The following is a 19,136-nucleotide window of genomic DNA, read 5'->3' as shown; positions in this document are numbered from 1 at the left end:
GAACGAAGTGGAGAGACCAGCGGGATCAGCGCTCCACATTTTTCACTCCGGCTGCCGGCCGGGGATCAGCGGGAGCGCGGGCCAGGCCTGCCTTCCGTCCAAGCGCAGGGACTTCGCATGGCCACCAAGTCGATCGACATTCCGCACAACACCGGTTCGGGGCGCTTCACCAAGCAGCGCCGCATCCGCAAGATCTTCGGCAACATTCACGAGATCAGCGAGATGCCGAACCTCATCGAGGTTCAGCGCGAAAGCTATGAGCAGTTCCTGCGGTCCGATCCGGCTACCGGCTATGTCTCCGGCCTCGAAAAGACCCTGCGGTCGGTGTTCCCGATCCAGGATTTCGCCGGCACCGCGCACCTCGACTTCGACCATTATGTCCTCGAGGACCCGAAGTTCGACACCGACGAGTGCCGCCAGCGCGGGCTGACCTATGCCGCGCCGATGCGCGTCACCCTGCGCCTCACCTCCTTCGAAATCGATCCCGACACCGAGGCCAAGTCGGTGATCGATATCAAGGAGCAGGACGTTTACATGGGCGACATGCCGCTCATGACGCAGAACGGCACCTTCATCGTCAACGGCACCGAGCGCGTCATCGTCAGCCAGATGCACCGTTCGCCGGGCGTCCTGTTCGACCATGACCGCGGCAAGACCCACGCGTCGGGCAAGTATCTCTTCGCCGCGCGCGTCATTCCGTATCGCGGTTCGTGGCTCGACTTCGAATTCGACGCCAAGGACATCGTCAACGTCCGCATCGACCGCAAGCGCAAGCTGCCGGTCACCGCGCTGCTGCACGCGCTGGGCCTGACCTCGGAAGAGATCCTCAACGAATTCTACGGCCGCGTCGCCTACATCCGTGGCCCCAACGGCTGGCAGATCCCCTACGTGCCGGAGAACTGGCGCGGCCAGAAGCCGATGTTCGACATCATGAACGCCGACACCGGCGAAGTGGTGTTCAAGGCCGGCGAGAAGATCACACCGCGCCGCGCCAACCAGGCCGGCAAGGAAGGTCTCCAGAACCTCATCATCCCGACCGAGACCATCTTCGGCCGCTTCTCGGCCTACGACCTCATCAACGAGTCGACCGGCCAGATCTACGTCGAGGCCGGTGACGAGATCAGCCCCGAGAACCTCGAATTGCTCGACAAGGCCGGCGTCGACCGCCTCGAGCTGCTCGACATCGACTACGTCAACACCGGTCCGTGGATCCGCAACACGCTGAAGGCCGACAAGTCGGAAGACGGCGACCAGGCGCTCTCCGACATCTACCGCGTCATGCGCCCCGGCGAGCCGCCGACGCGCGAAACCGCGGACGCGCTGTTCTACGGCCTGTTCTTCGATCCGGAGCGCTACGACCTGTCGGCCGTCGGCCGCGTCAAGCTCAACATGCGCCTTGGCCTCGACGCCGAGGACACGGTCACCACGCTCCGCCGCGAGGACATTCTCGCCGTCGTGAAGGAGCTGGTGAACCTCAAGGACGGCAAGGGCGAGATCGACGACATCGACAACCTCGCCAACCGCCGCGTGCGTTCGGTCGGCGAGCTGCTGGAAAACCAGTATCGCGTCGGCCTCCTGCGCATGGAGCGCGCGGTCAAGGAGCGGATGAGCTCCGTTGACGTATCGACCGTGATGCCGAATGATCTCATCAACGCCAAGCCGGCGGTTGCCGCGGTGCGTGAATTTTTCGGTTCCTCGCAGCTCTCGCAGTTCATGGACCAGACCAACCCGCTGTCCGAAGTGACCCACAAGCGGCGCGTGTCGGCCCTCGGGCCGGGCGGTCTCACCCGTGAGCGGGCGGGCTTCGAAGTCCGCGACGTCCACCCGACCCACTATGGCCGCATCTGCCCGATCGAGACGCCGGAAGGCCCGAACATCGGTCTGATCAACAGCCTCGCGTCGTTCAGCCGCGTCAACAAGTACGGCTTCATCGAAACGCCGTACCGCGTCGTCCGCGACCACAAGGTCACCGACGAGGTGGTCTATCTGTCGGCGATGGAAGAGGCCAAGCACACGATCGCGCAGGCCAACGCCGAGATCAACGAGGACGGCACCTTCGCCGAGGAGATCATCTCCAGCCGGCGCAACGGCGACTTCCTGATCGCCCCGCGCGACCAGATCACCCTGATGGACGTCAGCCCCAAGCAGCTGGTGTCGGTCGCGGCCTCGCTCATCCCGTTCCTCGAGAACGATGACGCCAACCGCGCGCTCATGGGCTCGAACATGCAGCGTCAGGCCGTTCCGCTCCTGCAGGCGGACGCTCCGCTGGTCGGCACCGGCATGGAAGAAACCGTTGCCCGCGACTCCGGCGCCGCCATCGGCGCGCGTCGTCCGGGTATCGTCGACCAGGTCGATGCGACCCGCATCGTCATCCGCGTCACCGGCGAGCTTCGCCCGGGCGAAAGCGGCGTCGACATCTACAGCCTGATGAAGTTCCAGCGTTCGAACCAGTCGACCTGCATCAACCAGCGTCCGCTGGTGAAGGTCGGCGACGTGGTCGAAGCGGGCGAGATCATCGCCGACGGTCCCTCGACCCAGTTCGGTGAGCTGGCGCTCGGCCGCAACGTGCTCGTCGCGTTCATGCCGTGGAATGGCTACAACTACGAAGACTCGATCCTGATCTCCGAGCGGATCGTTAAGGACGACATCTTCACCTCGATCCACATCGAGGAGTTCGAAGTCATGGCCCGCGACACCAAGCTCGGGCCGGAAGACATCACCCGCGACATCCCCAACGTCGGCGAGGAAGCGCTTCGCAATCTCGACGAGGCGGGCATCGTCTACATCGGTGCCGAGGTTGAGCCGGGCGACATCCTGGTCGGCAAGATCACGCCCAAGGGCGAAAGCCCGATGACGCCGGAAGAAAAGCTCCTCCGCGCCATCTTCGGTGAAAAGGCCTCGGACGTTCGCGACACCTCGCTGCGCCTGCCGCCGGGCGTTGCCGGAACGATCGTCGACGTGCGCGTCTTCAACCGCCACGGCATCGACATCGACGACCGTACCCGCGCCATCCAGGCCGAGGACAAGGATCGCCTCAAGGGCGACGCCGAATCCGAGCGCCGGATCCTCAATCGCGCGACCTTCGCGCGTCTGCAGGAAATGCTGGTCGGCCAGGTCGCGACCGCCGCGCCCAAGACGATCAAGAAGGGCGCGACGCTCGACGTCGAGATGCTCGAAGCGACCGACAAGCACGACTGGTGGAAGATCGCCGTCAAGGACGACAGCCGCCAGGCCGATATCGAGGCGCTGAAGGGCCAGTATGACGAGGCCGAGGCGGCCATCCGCCGCAAGCTGGAAGACCGCATCGGCAAGGTCGAGGCGGGCGACGAGCTGGCCCCGGGCGTGCTCAAGATGGTCAAGGTCTTCGTTGCCGTGAAGCGCAAGCTTCAGCCTGGCGACAAGATGGCCGGCCGTCACGGCAACAAGGGCGTCATCAGCCGCATCCTGCCGATCGAGGACATGCCGTTCCTCGAAGACGGGACGCATGCCGACATCGTGCTCAACCCGCTGGGCGTGCCGTCGCGCATGAACGTCGGTCAGATCTTCGAAACCCACCTTGGCTGGGCCGCCCGCGGCCTTGGCAAGCAGATCGGGGACATGCTCGAGGAAATGCACGACCGTGGCTCGGATTACGTCGGCAAGGACGCCGCCGCGATCCGCGAGAAGCTGAAGAGCCTCTACGGTTCGCAGTATGACGGCGACATCGATGCCCGTTCGGACGACAGCGTATTCGACCTCGCCCGCAACCTCGTCGGCGGTCTGCCGATGGGCACGCCGGTGTTCGACGGCGCGCGTGAGCCGGACGTGTCGGCGGCGCTGACGCAGGCCGGTCTCGACACCTCGGGCCAGTCGACCCTGTACGACGGGCGCACCGGTGAGCCGTTCGACCGCAAGGTCACGATGGGCATCATCTACATGCTGAAGCTGCACCACCTCGTGGACGACAAGATCCACGCCCGTTCGATCGGGCCGTACAGCCTCGTCACCCAGCAGCCGCTGGGCGGTAAGGCGCAGTTCGGCGGCCAGCGCTTCGGCGAGATGGAGGTCTGGGCGCTCCAGGCCTACGGCGCCGCCTACACGCTGCAGGAGATGCTGACGGTCAAGTCGGACGACGTGATCGGCCGGACCAAGGTCTACGAAGCGATCGTCAAGGGCGACGACACCTTCGAGGCCGGCATTCCGGAAAGCTTCAACGTGCTGGTCAAGGAAATGCGCTCGCTCGGCCTCAACGTCGAACTCGACAGCGTCGACAATTCCGACGAGCCGCCGGCGCTCGCGGCGGAGTGAGGGCTTAGGCCCTCCTCCCTGCCGACCCTAGATATGACCTCGAAGCCCCTAGGGGCTCAGGAGTAAGTTATGAACGAGCTGACCAACTTCGCGAACCCGGTGGCCAAGCCGGAGACCTTCGACCAGATCAAGATCGGCATCGCGTCCCCGGACAAGATCCGTTCGTGGTCGTTCGGCGAGATCAAGAAGCCCGAGACGATCAACTACCGTACGTTCAAGCCCGAGCGTGACGGCCTGTTCTGCGCCCGCATCTTCGGTCCGATCAAGGACTATGAGTGCCTGTGCGGCAAGTACAAGCGCATGAAGTACAAGGGCATCGTCTGCGAAAAGTGCGGCGTGGAAGTGACCGTCTCGAAGGTCCGCCGCGAGCGCATGGGCCACATCGAGCTGGCCGCCCCGGTTGCCCACATCTGGTTCCTGAAGTCGCTGCCGTCGCGCATCGGCCTGCTGCTCGACATGCAGCTCAAGCAGCTTGAGCGGATCCTGTATTTCGAATCCTACGTGGTGATCGAGCCGGGCCTGACCCCGCTCGAGAAGTACCAGCTGCTGACCGAGGACGAGCTGCTGAACGCTCAGGACGAGTATGGCGAAGACGCCTTCTCGGCCGGCATCGGCGCCGAAGCGGTCAAGATCATGCTGATGGACCTCGACCTCGAGGGTGAGAAGAAGCAGCTCCTCGAGGAGCTCGCCGTCACCAAGTCCGAATTGAAGCCCAAGAAGATCATCAAGCGCCTCAAGGTCGTCGAAAGCTTCCTTGAATCGGGCAACCGTCCCGAATGGATGATCCTCGACGTCGTTCCGGTCATCCCGCCCGAGCTTCGCCCGCTGGTGCCGCTCGACGGCGGCCGCTTCGCGACGTCGGATCTGAACGACCTCTATCGCCGCGTCATCAACCGCAACAACCGCCTGAAGCGGCTGATCGAGCTGCGCGCGCCGGACATCATCGTCCGCAACGAGAAGCGCATGCTCCAGGAAGCCGTCGACGCGCTGTTCGACAACGGCCGCCGCGGCCGCACCATCACCGGTGCGAACAAGCGTCCGCTGAAGTCGCTGTCCGACATGCTCAAGGGCAAGCAGGGCCGCTTCCGCCAGAACCTCCTCGGCAAGCGCGTCGACTATTCGGGCCGTTCGGTCATCGTCACCGGTCCGGAGCTCAAGCTTCACCAGTGCGGCCTGCCCAAGAAGATGGCGCTCGAGCTGTTCAAGCCGTTCATCTACTCACGCCTCGACGCCAAGGGTCTGTCGATGACCCTGAAGCAGGCCAAGAAGTGGGTCGAAAAGGAGCGCAAGGAAGTCTGGGACATCCTGGATGAAGTCATCCGCGAGCACCCGGTCCTCCTGAACCGCGCCCCGACGCTCCACCGCCTCGGCATCCAGGCGTTCGAGCCGGTGCTGATCGAGGGCAAGGCGATCCAGCTTCACCCGCTGGTCTGCGCCGCCTTCAACGCCGACTTCGACGGCGACCAGATGGCCGTCCACGTGCCGCTGAGCCTCGAGGCGCAGCTTGAAGCCCGCGTGCTGATGATGAGCACCAACAACATCCTCTCGCCCGCCAACGGCAAGCCGATCATCGTGCCGTCGCAGGACATGGTGCTGGGTCTCTATTACCTCTCGATCGAGAAGGACGGAGAGCCGGGCCAGGGTTCGATGCTCGCCGACATGACCGAGGTCCACCAGGCCCTCGCCGCCGGCGTCGTCACCCTGCACACCAAGATCGTCAGCCGCGTCCCGCAGACCGACGAAGCCGGCAAGCAGTATCTGAAGCGCTTCGAGACGACGCCTGGCCGCATGCTGCTTGGCGAAACGCTTCCGAAGAGCCACAAGGTGCCGTTCGAGACCGTCAACCGCCTTCTCACGAAGAAGGACATCGGCGACGTGATCGACGAGGTCTATCGTCACACCGGCCAGAAGGACACGGTCCTGTTCGCCGATGCGATCATGGGTCTCGGTTTCCGCCACGCGTTCAAGGCCGGCATCAGCTTCGGCAAGGACGACATGGTCATCCCGCAGGCGAAGGAGCCCCTCGTCGAGGAAACCCGCGCCCTCGTGAAGGACTATGAGCAGCAATATCAGGACGGCCTGATCACCCAGCAGGAAAAGTACAACAAGGTGATCGACGCCTGGTCGCGTTGCGGTGACCGCGTCGCGCAGGAGATGATGAAGGAAATCTCCGCCACGCCGAAGGGCGAGGACGGTCGCGAGATCCCGGTGAACTCCATCTACATGATGGCCCACTCGGGTGCCCGTGGTAGCCAGGCGCAGATCAAGCAGCTCGCCGGCATGCGCGGCCTGATGGCCAAGCCGTCGGGCGAGATCATCGAGACCCCGATCATCTCGAACTTCAAGGAAGGCCTGACCGTCCTTGAATACTTCAACTCGACCCACGGCGCCCGCAAGGGTCTTGCCGACACCGCGCTCAAGACGGCGAACTCGGGTTACCTGACCCGCCGTCTGGTCGACGTGTCGCAGGACGCCGTGATCATCGAGGAGGATTGCGGGACGGACCAGGCGCTCGAAATGCGCGCCATCGTCCAGGGCGGTTCGGTCATCGCCTCGCTCGGTGACCGCGTGCTCGGCCGCACCACCGCCGAAGACGTGGTCGATCCCAAGACGGGCGAGACTATCATCGAGGAAGGCATCCTGCTCGACGAGGCGATGGTCGCCAAGCTCGAGGCCGCCAATCTCCAGGGCCTCAAGATCCGCTCGCCGCTGGTCTGCGCGTCCAAGTCGGGCGTGTGCGGCAAGTGCTACGGGCGCGATCTCGCCCGCGGCACGCCGGTCAACATCGGTGAAGCGGTCGGCGTCATCGCCGCCCAGTCGATCGGTGAGCCGGGCACCCAGCTGACCATGCGTACCTTCCACATCGGTGGTGCGGCGCAGCTCAACGAGCAGTCGAACCTCGAGGCGCCGGTCGACGGTACCATCGAGCTTCGTGACATGCCGACGATCACCGACCCGCGCGGCCGGCACATCTCGCTGTCGCGCTCGGGCGAAATCGCGATCCTCGACATGGACGGCCGCGAACTGTCGACGCATCGCATCCCGTACGGCGCCCACCTGCTGTGCGAGAACGGTCACATCGTCTCCAAGGGCGAGCGTATCGCCGAGTGGGATCCGAGCTTCAGCCCGGTGGTCACCGAAAAGGCGGGCACGATCCGGTTCCAGGACCTGATCGAGAACCGCACGATGACCGAGCAGACCGACGAAGCGACCGGCATCAGCCAGCGCGTCGTCACCGAGGACATGGCCAAGTCGAAGAAGGAAGATCTTCGTCCGCGCCTGACCCTGATGGGCGACAATGCGCAGGAAGCGGGCGTCTATCGTCTCGCGGCGGGCGCGATCGTCGCGGTCGAGGACGGTGCCACCGTGGAAGCCGGCGAAGTGCTCGCCCGCATGCCGCGTGAAGCCGCCAAGACCCGTGACATCACCGGCGGTCTGCCGCGCGTCGCCGAGCTGTTCGAGGCCCGCACGCCCAAGGACAAGGCGATCATCGCCCGCGTCTCGGGCCGTGTGCAGTTCCTCAAGGACTACAAGGCCAAGCGGAAGATCGCGATCGTCCCCGACGACGGCGGCGATCCCCACGAGGAGCTGGTCCCGAAGAGCCGCGTGATCGACGTTCAGGAAGGCGATTATGTGAAGCGCGGCGACAATCTCGTCGGCGGTTCGCCTGATCCGCACGACATCCTCGAAGCGCTCGGCGTCGTTGCCCTGGCCGAGTATCTCGTCACCGAGATCCAGGAAGTCTATCGACTGCAGGGCGTGAAGATCAACGACAAGCACATCGAGGTGATCGTTCGACAGATGCTGCAGAAGGTCGAGATCACCGACGACGGCGACACCACCCTCCTCAAGGGTGAGCAGGTCGATCGCGAGGAGATGGACGAGATCAACTCCAAGCTCGGCAAGGGCGAGCGTCCGGCCTCGGGCAAGCCGATCCTGCTCGGGATCACCAAGGCTTCGCTCCAGACCCGGTCGTTCATCTCGGCGGCTTCCTTCCAGGAGACCACCCGGGTGCTCACCGAAGCCTCGGTGCAGGGCAAGATCGATACGCTGAACGGGCTCAAGGAGAACGTCATCGTCGGTCGCCTCATCCCCGCCGGTACCGGCGCGGGCATGAACCGGATGCGGGTTGCGGCTTCCAGCCGTGATGCCTCGCTTCGTGCCGCGCAGCGCAAGCTGGCCGATGCCCTGGTGGCTCCGGACAGTGCCGCGGAACTGCGGGCTGCCGAACTCGCCCAGAGCAACCGTGACGCCTCCGCGTCGCCGTCGGATCCGCTCGGCGAGGTCGTCACCAGCGGCACCGGCACGGATGCCGACGCCGGCGACTACTTGCAGGACTAAACTTCGGCGCCCCTCCCGTTAGCGCGGGAGGGGCCGCTTCCCCCGTCCGGAAGCGCGCACGCATGAAAAACCCCGCCGGCTCATCACCGGCGGGGTTTTTCTTTTCAGCCCTTAAGCGCTGTCAGCAGCGCTGGCCGTTGATCGCATTCTCGGTGCAGTTGGCAGCCGAGTTGAGGTCATTGGCGGCCCCGCGGACGGTGTTGCAGGCACCAAGTGCCAGGCAGCCGCCAATCAGGGCCAGGGTCACGAACTTGCGCATGGGTCTACTCCGTTATGATCCCGAAATGACCCATGCCGCAGATCACATCTTGTTGTCGACTGCGTTGGCCGCCGAATTGACGTCCGCCGCCGCACCGCGAACGGTGTTGCACGCTGCGATGCTCATCGAGCCCACGATGAGGGCTAGGGTCATTACCTTGCGAACCATGATCTTCTCTCCTGTCTTGCGGCTGAACGAACGCGAAAACAGGCAAGCGGGTCCATGACGCCGCCGTAATTTTTTCCGCAGCCCGCCAATGCTTGACCGGTCCCGCCCCGCAAGGCCATTCGTGCGGACGAGCGGACGTGGCGGAATGGTAGACGCTGCCGACTTAAAATCGGCTTTCGGGAACGAAGTGCGGGTTCAAGTCCCGCCGTCCGCACCAGCAGATCAGTTGCAGGATGCATCCGATCTGGAGGGAATATTTAATCCCTGCTGATGCATGCAGGCCGCATGCTTGGTTTGAAGCCTGTTCGCATTGCCGAAAGTCCGCCGCCGCTTGTCAGCCGGGCCGAGTGGCCGGTGGTGGTCCTGCTGCTCTGCGCTCTGGGCGCGTTCGTCTGGAACGGCAGCAGCCTGCTTCACATCGTCGCCAGTCAGCAGATCAGCGGGCTGGATCCCAGCGTGCAGATCGCCGCGGCCGCGCTGGTTCTAAACGTTGCTCTGCTTCTGTTCGGCTGGCGTCGCTACGCCGACCTCCAGCAGGAGGCCGCGCTCCGGGCCGAGGATCGCCGTCGCGCCGCGCTTCAGGAAGAAACCGACAGCATCACCGGCCTTGCCAACCGCAAGGGGTTCGCCGCCGGGGTCGAGACGCTCTGCAAGACCGCGATCGATGCCGGCCACTGCCTCGTCATCATCTCGCTCCAGATGCAGCGCTTCAAGCGGATCAACGACCGCTTCGGCTTCGACGTGGGTGACGCCACCCTGCGCCGGATCGGCGAGGAACTGCGCCTGCACGTGCCCGAAGGCGCGGTCCTGGCGCGGCTTTCGAGCGACGAGTTCGCCATCGCCCTCCCCGTCCACAAGGACAATCTCCCCTCCGCCGAGCGCCTCGCGGAAACCCTTCTGCGCGACGTCAGCCGGACCTACGATATCGAGGGGACATATATCCAGGTCGGGGCGATCTCGGGCATCGCCAATGCCCCTGCCGGAACCGCCTGCCGCGCCGCCGACATCCTGCGCCGTGCCGACATCGCGCTCGACCATGCCCGAAGCACCCGCGCGGCACGCCCGACATGGTTCGACGCCGGCATGGAACGCGCGCTCATCGAACGCAGCGAGCTCGAGCAGGCGATCCGCGTCGGCATCGAGCATCACCAATTCCTGCCCTATTTCGAACCACAGGTGGACCTTCGGACCGGCGCGCTCACCGGCTTTGAAGTGCTCGCCCGCTGGCAGCACCCCAATCGCGGCCTGCTCAGCCCCGAACTGTTCATCCCCGTTTCCGAAGAGATCGGGCTGATCGGGTCGCTGAGCGAATCGGTGATCGCGCAGGCGCTAGACGCGGCGCGGCAGTGGGACGGCGACTTCAGCCTGTCGATCAACATCTCGCCGGCGCAACTGTCCGACCTGTGGCTGGCGCAGCGGCTGGTCCGGATGATCACCGAACATGGCTTCCCGGCCAACCGGCTGATCGTCGAACTGACCGAAAGCTCGCTGTTCGAGGACATCGACCTTGCCCGCAATCTCGTCGTCAGCCTGAAGAACCAGGGCGTGCGCCTCGCGCTCGACGACTTCGGCACCGGCTTTTCCAGCCTGTCGCACCTGCGCATGCTGCCGCTCGACATGATCAAGATCGATCGCAGCTTCATGGCGACGGTGCATGTCGATCGCGAAAGCATCGCCATCGTCCGTGCCGTCACCACCCTTGCGCAGGCGCTCGGCATTCCGGTCACCGCCGAAGGGCTCGAGGATGCGGCGACCTACGAAAAGGCCGCCACGCTCGGCGCCAAGACCGGTCAGGGCTGGTATGTCGGCAAACCGATGACCGCCGACGCCGCCGCCGACCTGCTGCGCCGTCATCGCGACGCGGGCGACGTCAAGCTCCGCCAGGCAAGCTAGGCCCTAGACCCCTACGGTCGTCCCGAAGCGGCACAGCCCGCAACCAGGCCCCGCGCCTGCCGTTTCCGACATGGTAAAAACCGCGTTAAGGTCTCGCCATGTCCCGTACCCGTACTCTCGACAACCCCTATTCGGTCCGCCTCGGCGGCACCCATCCCCTCCGCTTCGGCATTGGCCGACGCTGGCTTGGGCACATCGGCGAGAAGCTGCCTGCGACGCTTGGCGGTAATGCGAAGCTGTTCCTGACCGCTTATGCCGCAGGCTTCCTCGCGGTCAGCCTGTTCATCGCCTGACGCTTAAGGACAGCCCGCCGCAACACAGGCGCGGTGGAGCTTGCGCCCCAGCAGCGCCGAAACGAGCGTCCCGGCGACCACCAGCAGGAGCGTCTGCTCGATCGTCACGCCAAGCTTGGTCAGGGCGACCAGCAGCACGGTGCCGCCAACCATCGCCCCGGCGTTGACGATATTGTTCGCCGCGACGGTCCGCGCGGTTTCCGCCTTGGGAACGGTGGTGGTGAGAAACGCATAGAGCGGCACCACGAACATGCCGCCGAAGGTCGCCACCCCGAACAGCGCCAGCACCACCGGCCAGCCGGTCGGCTCGGCAAGGAAGGTGCGCATTCCGACCAGCTCGGGAAAAGCCGTCCAGCCAATGCTGAGGACGTAGAGCGCCAGCACGCAGGCCCCCATCAGCAGCGCGGAGATCGGTGCGAAGCGGGCCGACACCTCGCCCTTCAGCAGCCAGTTGATGATCACCGAGCCAAGCGCGACGCCGATCGAGAAGATCGCCAGGAACAGGGTCGCGACGCTCTGGTCGCCGCCGAAGACGTTCTTGACCAGCGGCGGGAATTGCGCCGCCAGTACCGCGCCCATCGCCCAGAAGAAGCTGATCGCCATGATCGCGACGAACAGCCGGGGCACGTGCATGGTCGCCTTCACCAGGCTGATCGACGCGCGCAGGATATGCCAGTCCATCCCCGGCCGCGGCATGTCGGGATCATTGATCGCCCCGCTGTCCTCGGTCGAGGGCGGCGCGGCGGGCACGAACTGGCACACGATCCGGCCCGCCAGCGCGACCAGCAGCACCGCCAGCGCCGCATATTCGGCATGATAGCCCCCGCCTTGATCCTGCACGACCAGCAGCCCGCCAAGGATCGTCCCGCCAAGGATCGCGATATAGGTCCCGGCCTCGACCAGCCCGGTCCCGCCAAGCACCTCGTCCGCCTCCAGATGCTGGGGCAGGATCGCGTATTTGATCGGTCCGAAGAAGGTCGAATGGACGCCCATCGCGGTCAGCGCGATCAGCATCAGGGGCACGTTGAGGAGGAGGAGGCCGGCCGCGCCGAACAGCATGATCCCGATCTCCGCGGTCTTCACCGCGCGAATGATCCGGGTCTTGTCGATCGCGTCCGCAAGCTGCCCCGACAGCGCTGACAGCAGGAAGAAGGGCAGAATGAACAATCCGCCGGCCAGCGCCGAAAAGGCCGCCTCCTGCTCCTCGGACCGATAGATGCCGTAGATCACCAGCATCACCATCGCGGTGCGGAACAGGTTGTCGTTGAAGGCACCAAGGAACTGGGTGACGAACAGCGGCAGGAAACGCCGGGTCTTCAGCAGGTGCGAAACATTGTTGATCAAGCTTGACGCGCCTTACGCAGCGATTGTTCTCCAAGGGCTTAGCGGGGCTTGGGGCCGCCGCCAACACAAGCCTCTTTGGTGTTCGGCCCGGCTTCGCCTAAGGAAGGGGCGACCGATGCTCTCGCTGCCCAATATCCTGACCCTGTCACGCATCTTCGCGGTGCCGATCCTGGTGTTCCTGCTGTGGACGCCGCAGCCGGTCGATTATCTGGTCACGTTCATCCTCTACTGCATCGTCGGCATCACCGATTATTTCGACGGCTACCTCGCCCGCGCGCAGGGGCGGATCAGCCGGCTCGGCCAGTTCCTCGATCCGATCGCCGACAAGATCATGGTCGCCGCGGTCATCCTGATGCTCGTCTCGACCCGCCAGACGAGCGCGGCGCCGATCATCCACGGCCTCCACCTCATCCCCGCCGGCGTCATCCTGCTGCGCGAGATCTTCGTCTCGGGGCTGCGCGAATTCCTTGCTCCCCTGCACGTCTCGATGCCGGTGTCGAAGCTCGCCAAGTGGAAAACCACCTTCCAGCTCGTCGCCCTGGGCGCGCTGATCCTCGCCGGCGCGACGCCGGACGTCTGGTGGGTCCATGCGACCGGCCTCGTCAGCCTGTGGGCAGCGGCGATCCTGACCGGCATCACCGGCTGGGACTACCTTCGCATCGGCCTCAAGCACATGGATTGAGCCGGGCGGCCTTGCGGACGGCTTGCCCCGTTTCGGCCCGCTCGCTACCCACTTACCTACAACATTGTCAGGAGGATTGACGCGATGACCAAGCAGGAACTGGTGACCAAGATGCAGGAAGCGCAGGCGTTCGTACCTGGCAAGAAGGTGCGGCTGCACTTCGGCGACGAGGGCGCGATCCTGCTCGACGGTCAGGCCAGCCAGGTCACCGAGGACGCGGACTCGCCCGCCGACACCACCCTCAAGGTCAGCTGGGCCGACTGGGAATCGATGGCCGCCGGCCAGCTCGACGGCATGACCGCCTTCATGACCGGCAAGCTCAAGGTCGAAGGCGACATGTCGAACGCGATGCAGCTCCAGGGCGTCCTCGCCAAGCTGCGCTAAGCCACATCTGGCTTGGGCCTCGGGCGGCGCACCACGCGTTGTCGCCCGAGGCTCCGGTTCTTCCGCCGGGGGCCGACGGAGAATCCATGCTCAAACTCTTTTTCTCGCCCGGCGCCTGCAGCCTCGTCTCCCACACCGCGCTGCACGAAGCCGGCGCCGAGCATCAGGCCGAGCGGGTCGACTTCGCCGCCAACCAGCAGCGCTCGGCCGACTATCTCGCGATCAATCCGCATGGCCGCGTGCCGGCGCTCGTCACCGACCAGGGCACGATCACCGAGAACCTCGCCATCCTCGGCTACCTTGCCGACACCTTCGGCGCCCCCGGTTCGGTTCCTCGCGGCGACGCGTTTCAGACCGCGCGGACCATGCAATTGCTCAGCTGGCTGAGCGGCACGGTCCACGCCACCGCCTTCGCCGCCCTGTTCCGCCCGGCGCGCTTCACCCCCGACGAAAGCCTGCACCCCGGCATCAAGGAAGGCGCCCACGCGGCCCTGACGAGCCATTTCGTCGAGCTCGACGACCTGTGCGGCGACGGTTGGCTGGCGGGCGGCGACTTCACCGCCGCCGACACCTACACGGCCGTTTTCTACCGCTGGGCCCGCGGCGCCAAGTTCGACCTTTCCCTCTACCCCCGCTGGGCCGCCCTCGTCGGCCGCGTGGTCGAGCGCCCCGCCTTCATGAAGGCGATCGCGCATGAAGGGCTGAAGATCGAACAGTTCGCCTGATCGCTGGCGCCTGCGTCCGTCTCACTGCCGACAGATGCTCGCCTGCGCCGTTGCGGCGGGTCGGCGCACCGATCATGATGTCGGACCATGGATGTTTGGCGGATCGTCGGCACGCTCATAGCGGTGGCTTGTGCAGGGCTGTGCGGCTTCAGTTTCGTAGATGCGCTGCGGACCGGCACGTTTACGCCGAATCGCCTTGCGGTTCGTCACCGCTCCGAGGATCCCCTCGGTTTTGGCTGCGCCGTCGTCGCATTCGCGATGATGACCCTCTTCTTCCTGTACATCGCGGGCGAGGGCCTGGGCTGGTGGGCGATGGTGGAGCAACGCTGAAGCTGACACGGAAGCGATCGCGCACGAAGGGCTGAAGATCGAACAGTTTGCCTGATCGCTGGGGGTAACCAGCCGACGGGACATGCCGCCGGCTGATCCCGCTTCTCGGCCGGCCGGTCAGCCCGCGGAAGCCAGCGCCGATCCCCGCATGCCGCGCCACTCCAGCGCCGCAAACAGCAGCACGGCCGCTGCCTGTCCGAGCACGGCGGCGTACCCGAGGCCGGTGATATCCGGGGCAAGCCTCAGCGCGGCAAGGCTGGCGAGGACCCACCCCAGATTGCCGAGGATCACCACCCAGACCAGCATCGGCGGTGCCTCCTCGCGCGTGCCCAGCCACAGGATGTAGAGCCCGACGACGGCAAGCAGTACGCCGGATTCGAACATCATCGCGACGGGCAATCCCAGTGGCGCGCCAAGCAGCCCCGCACCTCCCGCCAGCCCCGCCGCCATGAGAAGGCAACTGGCGGCATCGAGCTTCAACACGGTGCGAAGAAAGGAAGAAAGGTGCATGGTCGGTCTCCTCTAGAGTGGATGGCCGACCCAGGATCACGGCCTGCGGGCGGCCCGTCGATTACCTGCGAGGTAATGGACTTGGGGCGGTCACCGCCCGACAAGGCGCCATGACCGCACATGATTCGGCGCTCGGATCCAGGCTCAGGGAATGGCGGCGGCGACGGCGGTTGAGCCAGCTCGACCTTGCAACCGAAGCGGACATCAGCAGCCGCCATCTGAGCTTCATCGAGACCGGCCGCGCCGTCCCGTCGCGAGGCATGGTGTTGCGGATTGCGGACAGCCTCGACCTCCCCTTGCGCGAGCGCAACAGCCTGCTGCTGGCGGCAGGCTTCGCCCCTGATCATGCCGAGCGGAGCCTTGACGATCCCGCGCTCTCGGCGGCCCGGGTCGCGGTGGAGCGGATTATCGACTGCCACATGCCCTTCCCAGCGCTGGCCATCGATCGCTACTGGAACCTGCTCCATGCCAACCTGGCCGTGGCCCGGCTGCTCGAGGGTGTCGCCGACCATCTTCTCGGACCAGGCGCGAACGTCCTCCGCCTCAGCCTTCATCCCGACGGGCTTGCCCCGCGCATCCTCAACCTCGCGGAATGGAAGGCCCACCTCCTCCATCGCCTCGCCCGGCAATTTCGCGCCAGCGCCGATCCGCGCCTCGAACAGTTGCTTCAGGAACTGCGCACCTACCCCGCCCCCTCGTCCGAGCGCCCGCCTTCGCCCTGCGACTTCGTGTCGCCCCTGATGCTCGCGACCGATGCCGGTCCCCTGTCGCTGCTGTCGACGACCACGGTCTTCGGCACCGCCAACGACGTCACCTTGTCGGAGATCACGATCGAGAGCTTCTTTCCCGTCGACACCGCCACCGCCACCATGCTGGCGGCCCTTGCCGGAGGGTCGACAGCCAAGTAAACGCGCGGAGGCGCTCCTACACCCTCGATCTCGACTTAGCGACCTGCAAGGAGCCGGCTTGAGAGCGTCGCCCTGCCTTCGCGAAGGCAATTGAGCATGAGGCGCTCAAAGTCGAGCGGTTCGCCTGGATCTACGAAGCGACCCTGTTTGTACCTAAGCAAATCGCATTTTTAACGCTCCGCTAACGCTGTTTTCACGGCTGGATAACGCCCCCCCCCGTCACGCCTGTGGGGCACGAATCGCCTGAAGGTACTGGCCTCGAAGATGAACTGCGTCATCGCGCTCCCCTTCGGTCGGCTGCTCCCCACCAAGCAAAATCGGGTTGAACAAAGGGGATTATGAATGAAGCTCGCACTCCTCGCAGTCTCGTCTGCCGCACTGGTCGCTTCATCGCCGGCGCAAGCTTCAATCGATATTACATTCTCACAGACGACCTTCGGAACCTGGGGAGGCGTGCAGCAAAACCTCAACTTTGACAGCTTCGACCCAAATAGCGCCACTCCGGTTAGCAATCCCTACGTCGTGGGAGACCTGTCGATTGAAACCGACGCAAACATCGTCGTCGGTAAGGATTGGGTCTACTCTCTCCCGTCAAACGCAATCACTTCTAGCGCTAACAATGATCAACTAGGCTTCAATGCTTATGTCTCTGGAAACTATAACTTGTTTTCCTTTAGCGCGGGTATGTTTTCGAGTGTCGGCACTGTGAATATCTTCGTGATGACCAGCACTGGTTACATCTACAACTTCTACGGCGTTCCAATTGCGCCGGAACGATCGTCTGAGTTCACTTTCATCGGTTTACGAACAGATGGTGAGTACATCCGACAAGTGTCGGCACGTTCCCCACTGAGGTTTGGTGCAACTGACTTCCAGTTAGGCAGCACGAATGTGCCCGCGGTACCGGAGCCAGCCACATGGGCACTGATGCTTTTTGGCTTTGGTGCAATCGGCGCCAGCATGCGGGTAAGAAGGCGAGCGAGGCCAGTGCCGCATGGCGCGTAACGTAATCAATAGTTGGAGAAGGGCACACGTACCGGCTGCCTCAACTTGGCGACCGGCCTCCGTTCCATTCGAACTCACCCAAACTTGAAAACTCTTTCAACTTGCCGCCCGGCGTCGGTCCTGATTATGGGAGCGGCATGGCCAACAAGATCTATCCCGATGCCGCGGCGGCGCTCGACGGGCTGCTCCACGACGGCATGACCATCGCTGCCGGAGGCTTCGGCCTGTGCGGCATTCCCGAGCGCCTGATCGACGCAATCGTCACCAGCGGCGTGACCGGCCTGACGGTCGCCTCCAACAACGCCGGGATCGACAATGAAGGCCTCGGCAAGCTGCTGCGCACCCGCCAGATCAGGAAGATGATCAGCTCCTACGTCGGTGAGAACAAGGAGTTCGAACGCCAGTATCTCTCGGGCGAGCTGGAGGTGGAATTCTGCCCCCAGGGCACGCTTGCGGAGCGGATGCGCGCCGGCGGTGCGGGCATTCCGGGCTTCTATACGAAGACGGGCGTCGGCACGAAGGTCGCGGAAGGCAAGGAAGTGAAGAATTTCGACGGTGAGGACTATATCCTCGAACGCGGCATCCGCGCCGACCTCGCCATCATCAAGGGCTGGAAGGCCGACGAAAGCGGCAACCTCGTCTTCCGCAAGACCGCCCGCAACTTCAACCAGCCCGCCGCCACCAGCGGTAAGGTCTGCGTCGCGGAGGTTGAGGAGATCGTGCCGGTCGGGTCGCTCGACCCCGACGCCATCCATCTCCCCGGCATCTACGTGAAGCGCCTGATCCTCGGCGCCCCCTACGACAAGAAGATCGAGTTCCGCACCGTGCGGGCGCGGGAGGCAGCATGAGCCTGCTCGTCGCTCTCGCGCTCGCTACCCAGACTCAGCCGACGGGCGCGATTCCGGTCGCTTCTTCGCCGAATGCCTATCAAATGAGCGCTGCTGACGAAGCAGCCGTCCGGCAGGCGGTGTCTGGCGTCTACGCGATCATCTCCGGACCGGCCGGGCAGAAGCGCGACTTCGCGAAGATGAAGACCCTCTTCACGCCCGACGCCAGGCTCTACTCGGTCGGCGCGCGCGGGCTGCAGGGCGGCTCGCTCGACGACTATATCGCCAAGAGCGGCCCGTTCCTCGAGAAGGTCGGGTTCACGGAGCGTGAGCTTCAAAGTCAGGTCCAGATCTTCGGCAACCTGGCGCAGGTCTGGTCGACTTACCTCGGGACAAGCACGGACGGCACCGTGCAGGTATCCGGCATCAACAGCTTCCAGCTCGCGCGTCAGCCCGACGGCCGTTGGCTGGTTCACTCGATCCTTTGGCAGGCGACCACACCGACCCTGCAGCTACCCGGTACGATGGAGCGCCGCTGATGCCCTGGACCCGCGACGACATGGCCGCCCGCGCCGCGAAAGAGCTGCGCGACGGCTTTTACGTGAACCTCGGCATCGGCATCCCGACGCTCGTCGCCAACCACATCCCGCAGGGTCTGGAGGTCACCCTCCAGTCCGAAAACGGCATGCTCGGTATCGGCCCCTTCCCGTATGACGACGAGGTCGACGCCGACCTCATCAACGCGGGCAAGCAGACCATCTCCGAGCTTCCCTCGTCGAGCTACTTCAGCTCGGCGGACAGCTTCGCGATGATCCGCGGCGGGCATATCGACCTCACCGTGCTCGGCGCGATGGAGGTCAGCCAAGGCGGCGACATCGCCAACTGGATGATCCCGGGTAAGATGATCAAGGGCATGGGCGGCGCGATGGACCTCGTCGCGGGCGTCAAGAAGATCATCGTCGTGATGGAGCACACCTCCAAGAACGGCGATCCGAAATTCATCCCCGAATGCACCCTGCCGCTGACCGGCCGCAATGTGGTCGACATGATCATCACCGACCTTGCCGTCTTCCAGCGCGCCGATCACCAGAGCCCGTTCCGCCTGATCGAAATCGCGCCCGGCGTCACCGCCGAGGAAGTACGGCAGAAGACCACGGCGGCCTACGAAGGCTAGGCACCG

General features: G+C 64.7%; 17 protein-coding genes and 1 tRNA gene. 14 read left to right on the top strand and 4 right to left on the bottom strand.

What is annotated here, in order from left to right:
- Positions 1-117: 117 nt before the first annotated feature.
- On the top strand, positions 118-4,287 hold the full coding sequence (gene rpoB / locus ABD729_RS05640; RefSeq protein ID WP_344709184.1) for a DNA-directed RNA polymerase subunit beta: 4,170 nt from the start codon (positions 118-120) through the stop codon (positions 4,285-4,287).
- A gap of 69 nt (positions 4,288-4,356) precedes the next feature.
- Positions 4,357-8,628, top strand: a complete 4,272-nt coding sequence (gene rpoC, locus ABD729_RS05635; protein WP_344709183.1) for a DNA-directed RNA polymerase subunit beta' — start codon at positions 4,357-4,359, stop codon at positions 8,626-8,628.
- Between the two features lie 121 nt (positions 8,629-8,749).
- On the opposite strand, the gene ABD729_RS05630 is transcribed toward rpoC, so the two are convergent.
- Positions 8,750-8,887, bottom strand: a complete 138-nt coding sequence (locus tag ABD729_RS05630) for an entericidin EcnA/B family protein (protein WP_344709182.1) — start codon at positions 8,885-8,887, stop codon at positions 8,750-8,752.
- Between the two features lie 42 nt (positions 8,888-8,929).
- Complete coding sequence (locus ABD729_RS05625; RefSeq protein WP_344709181.1) at positions 8,930-9,055, bottom strand: entericidin EcnA/B family protein; 126 nt, start codon at positions 9,053-9,055, stop codon at positions 8,930-8,932.
- Between the two features lie 131 nt (positions 9,056-9,186).
- On the opposite strand from ABD729_RS05625, the gene ABD729_RS05620 reads away from it, so the two are divergent.
- The 3 genes from ABD729_RS05620 to ABD729_RS05610 all read left to right on the top strand — a co-directional run bounded on the left by ABD729_RS05620 (position 9,187) and on the right by ABD729_RS05610 (position 11,241).
- A tRNA-Leu gene (locus ABD729_RS05620) sits at positions 9,187-9,272 on the top strand.
- A gap of 68 nt (positions 9,273-9,340) precedes the next feature.
- The gene (locus ABD729_RS05615) at positions 9,341-10,948 is read left to right on the top strand and encodes a putative bifunctional diguanylate cyclase/phosphodiesterase (RefSeq protein ID WP_344709180.1); all 1,608 of its coding nucleotides are present in this window, start codon (positions 9,341-9,343) and stop codon (positions 10,946-10,948) included.
- Positions 10,949-11,046: 98 nt separating this feature from the next.
- Positions 11,047-11,241 carry a hypothetical protein gene (locus tag ABD729_RS05610; protein ID WP_344709179.1) on the top strand — a complete coding sequence of 65 codons (195 nt, stop codon included), beginning with the start codon at positions 11,047-11,049 and terminating at the stop codon, positions 11,239-11,241.
- Between the two features lie 3 nt (positions 11,242-11,244).
- On the opposite strand, the gene ABD729_RS05605 is transcribed toward ABD729_RS05610, so the two are convergent.
- Entirely contained in the window at positions 11,245-12,582 is a 1,338-nt protein-coding gene (locus ABD729_RS05605) for an MFS transporter (RefSeq protein ID WP_344709640.1), read from the bottom strand.
- 118 nt (positions 12,583-12,700) lie between these two features.
- Here ABD729_RS05605 and pgsA point away from each other — a divergent pair, with 118 nt between their 5' ends.
- The 4 genes from pgsA (at position 12,701) to ABD729_RS05585 (ending at position 14,706) form a co-directional block, all read left to right on the top strand.
- Positions 12,701-13,267: a CDP-diacylglycerol--glycerol-3-phosphate 3-phosphatidyltransferase gene (pgsA, locus tag ABD729_RS05600; protein ID WP_344709178.1), complete on the top strand. Its 567-nt coding sequence runs from the start codon at positions 12,701-12,703 to the stop codon at positions 13,265-13,267.
- 84 nt (positions 13,268-13,351) lie between these two features.
- A complete protein-coding gene (locus ABD729_RS05595) occupies positions 13,352-13,651 on the top strand; it encodes an SCP2 sterol-binding domain-containing protein (RefSeq protein ID WP_344709177.1) in 300 nt (99 codons plus the stop codon).
- Between the two features lie 86 nt (positions 13,652-13,737).
- Positions 13,738-14,376, top strand: coding sequence for a glutathione S-transferase family protein (locus ABD729_RS05590; RefSeq protein ID WP_344709176.1), 639 nt, complete (start codon positions 13,738-13,740; stop codon positions 14,374-14,376).
- Positions 14,377-14,463: 87 nt separating this feature from the next.
- Positions 14,464-14,706 (top strand): hypothetical protein, encoded by a 243-nt coding sequence (locus ABD729_RS05585; RefSeq protein ID WP_344709174.1) that lies wholly within the window; start codon positions 14,464-14,466, stop codon positions 14,704-14,706.
- Between the two features lie 117 nt (positions 14,707-14,823).
- On the opposite strand, the gene ABD729_RS05580 is transcribed toward ABD729_RS05585, so the two are convergent.
- A complete protein-coding gene (locus tag ABD729_RS05580) occupies positions 14,824-15,216 on the bottom strand; it encodes a hypothetical protein (RefSeq protein WP_344709173.1) in 393 nt (130 codons plus the stop codon).
- Positions 15,217-15,326: 110 nt separating this feature from the next.
- Between ABD729_RS05580 and ABD729_RS05575 the strand changes: the two genes are divergently transcribed.
- From ABD729_RS05575 to ABD729_RS05555, 5 genes are all read left to right on the top strand, one after another.
- A complete protein-coding gene (locus ABD729_RS05575) occupies positions 15,327-16,124 on the top strand; it encodes an MmyB family transcriptional regulator (protein WP_344709172.1) in 798 nt (265 codons plus the stop codon).
- 342 nt (positions 16,125-16,466) lie between these two features.
- Entirely contained in the window at positions 16,467-17,129 is a 663-nt protein-coding gene (locus ABD729_RS05570; RefSeq protein ID WP_344709171.1) for a PEPxxWA-CTERM sorting domain-containing protein, read from the top strand.
- 137 nt (positions 17,130-17,266) lie between these two features.
- Positions 17,267-17,977: a CoA transferase subunit A gene (locus tag ABD729_RS05565; protein ID WP_344709170.1), complete on the top strand. Its 711-nt coding sequence runs from the start codon at positions 17,267-17,269 to the stop codon at positions 17,975-17,977.
- The gene (locus ABD729_RS05560; protein ID WP_344709169.1) at positions 17,974-18,495 is read left to right on the top strand and encodes a YybH family protein; all 522 of its coding nucleotides are present in this window, start codon (positions 17,974-17,976) and stop codon (positions 18,493-18,495) included. The genes ABD729_RS05565 and ABD729_RS05560 overlap by 4 nt, the downstream gene beginning before the upstream one ends.
- A complete protein-coding gene (locus ABD729_RS05555; RefSeq protein WP_344709168.1) occupies positions 18,495-19,130 on the top strand; it encodes a 3-oxoacid CoA-transferase subunit B in 636 nt (211 codons plus the stop codon). The genes ABD729_RS05560 and ABD729_RS05555 overlap by 1 nt, the downstream gene beginning before the upstream one ends.
- Positions 19,131-19,136 lie beyond the last annotated feature (6 nt).

It is taken from the genome of Sphingomonas humi, assembly GCF_039536725.1.
In the GTDB taxonomy this organism is placed as follows: domain Bacteria; phylum Pseudomonadota; class Alphaproteobacteria; order Sphingomonadales; family Sphingomonadaceae; genus Sphingomicrobium; species Sphingomicrobium humi.
This window is presented reverse-complemented; position numbering and strand designations above follow the sequence as displayed.

Coding starts and splice junctions, on each gene's coding strand:
- rpoB (WP_344709184.1), top strand. CDS start 118: ATGGCCACCAAGTCGATCGACATTCCGCACAACACCGGTTCGGGGCGC.
- rpoC (WP_344709183.1), top strand. CDS start 4,357: ATGAACGAGCTGACCAACTTCGCGAACCCGGTGGCCAAGCCGGAGACC.
- ABD729_RS05630 (WP_344709182.1), bottom strand. CDS start 8,887: ATGCGCAAGTTCGTGACCCTGGCCCTGATTGGCGGCTGCCTGGCACTT.
- ABD729_RS05625 (WP_344709181.1), bottom strand. CDS start 9,055: ATGGTTCGCAAGGTAATGACCCTAGCCCTCATCGTGGGCTCGATGAGC.
- ABD729_RS05615 (WP_344709180.1), top strand. CDS start 9,341: ATGCTTGGTTTGAAGCCTGTTCGCATTGCCGAAAGTCCGCCGCCGCTT.
- ABD729_RS05610 (WP_344709179.1), top strand. CDS start 11,047: ATGTCCCGTACCCGTACTCTCGACAACCCCTATTCGGTCCGCCTCGGC.
- pgsA (WP_344709178.1), top strand. CDS start 12,701: ATGCTCTCGCTGCCCAATATCCTGACCCTGTCACGCATCTTCGCGGTG.
- ABD729_RS05595 (WP_344709177.1), top strand. CDS start 13,352: ATGACCAAGCAGGAACTGGTGACCAAGATGCAGGAAGCGCAGGCGTTC.
- ABD729_RS05590 (WP_344709176.1), top strand. CDS start 13,738: ATGCTCAAACTCTTTTTCTCGCCCGGCGCCTGCAGCCTCGTCTCCCAC.
- ABD729_RS05585 (WP_344709174.1), top strand. CDS start 14,464: ATGGATGTTTGGCGGATCGTCGGCACGCTCATAGCGGTGGCTTGTGCA.
- ABD729_RS05580 (WP_344709173.1), bottom strand. CDS start 15,216: ATGCACCTTTCTTCCTTTCTTCGCACCGTGTTGAAGCTCGATGCCGCC.
- ABD729_RS05575 (WP_344709172.1), top strand. CDS start 15,327: ATGACCGCACATGATTCGGCGCTCGGATCCAGGCTCAGGGAATGGCGG.
- ABD729_RS05570 (WP_344709171.1), top strand. CDS start 16,467: ATGAAGCTCGCACTCCTCGCAGTCTCGTCTGCCGCACTGGTCGCTTCA.
- ABD729_RS05565 (WP_344709170.1), top strand. CDS start 17,267: ATGGCCAACAAGATCTATCCCGATGCCGCGGCGGCGCTCGACGGGCTG.
- ABD729_RS05560 (WP_344709169.1), top strand. CDS start 17,974: ATGAGCCTGCTCGTCGCTCTCGCGCTCGCTACCCAGACTCAGCCGACG.
- ABD729_RS05555 (WP_344709168.1), top strand. CDS start 18,495: ATGCCCTGGACCCGCGACGACATGGCCGCCCGCGCCGCGAAAGAGCTG.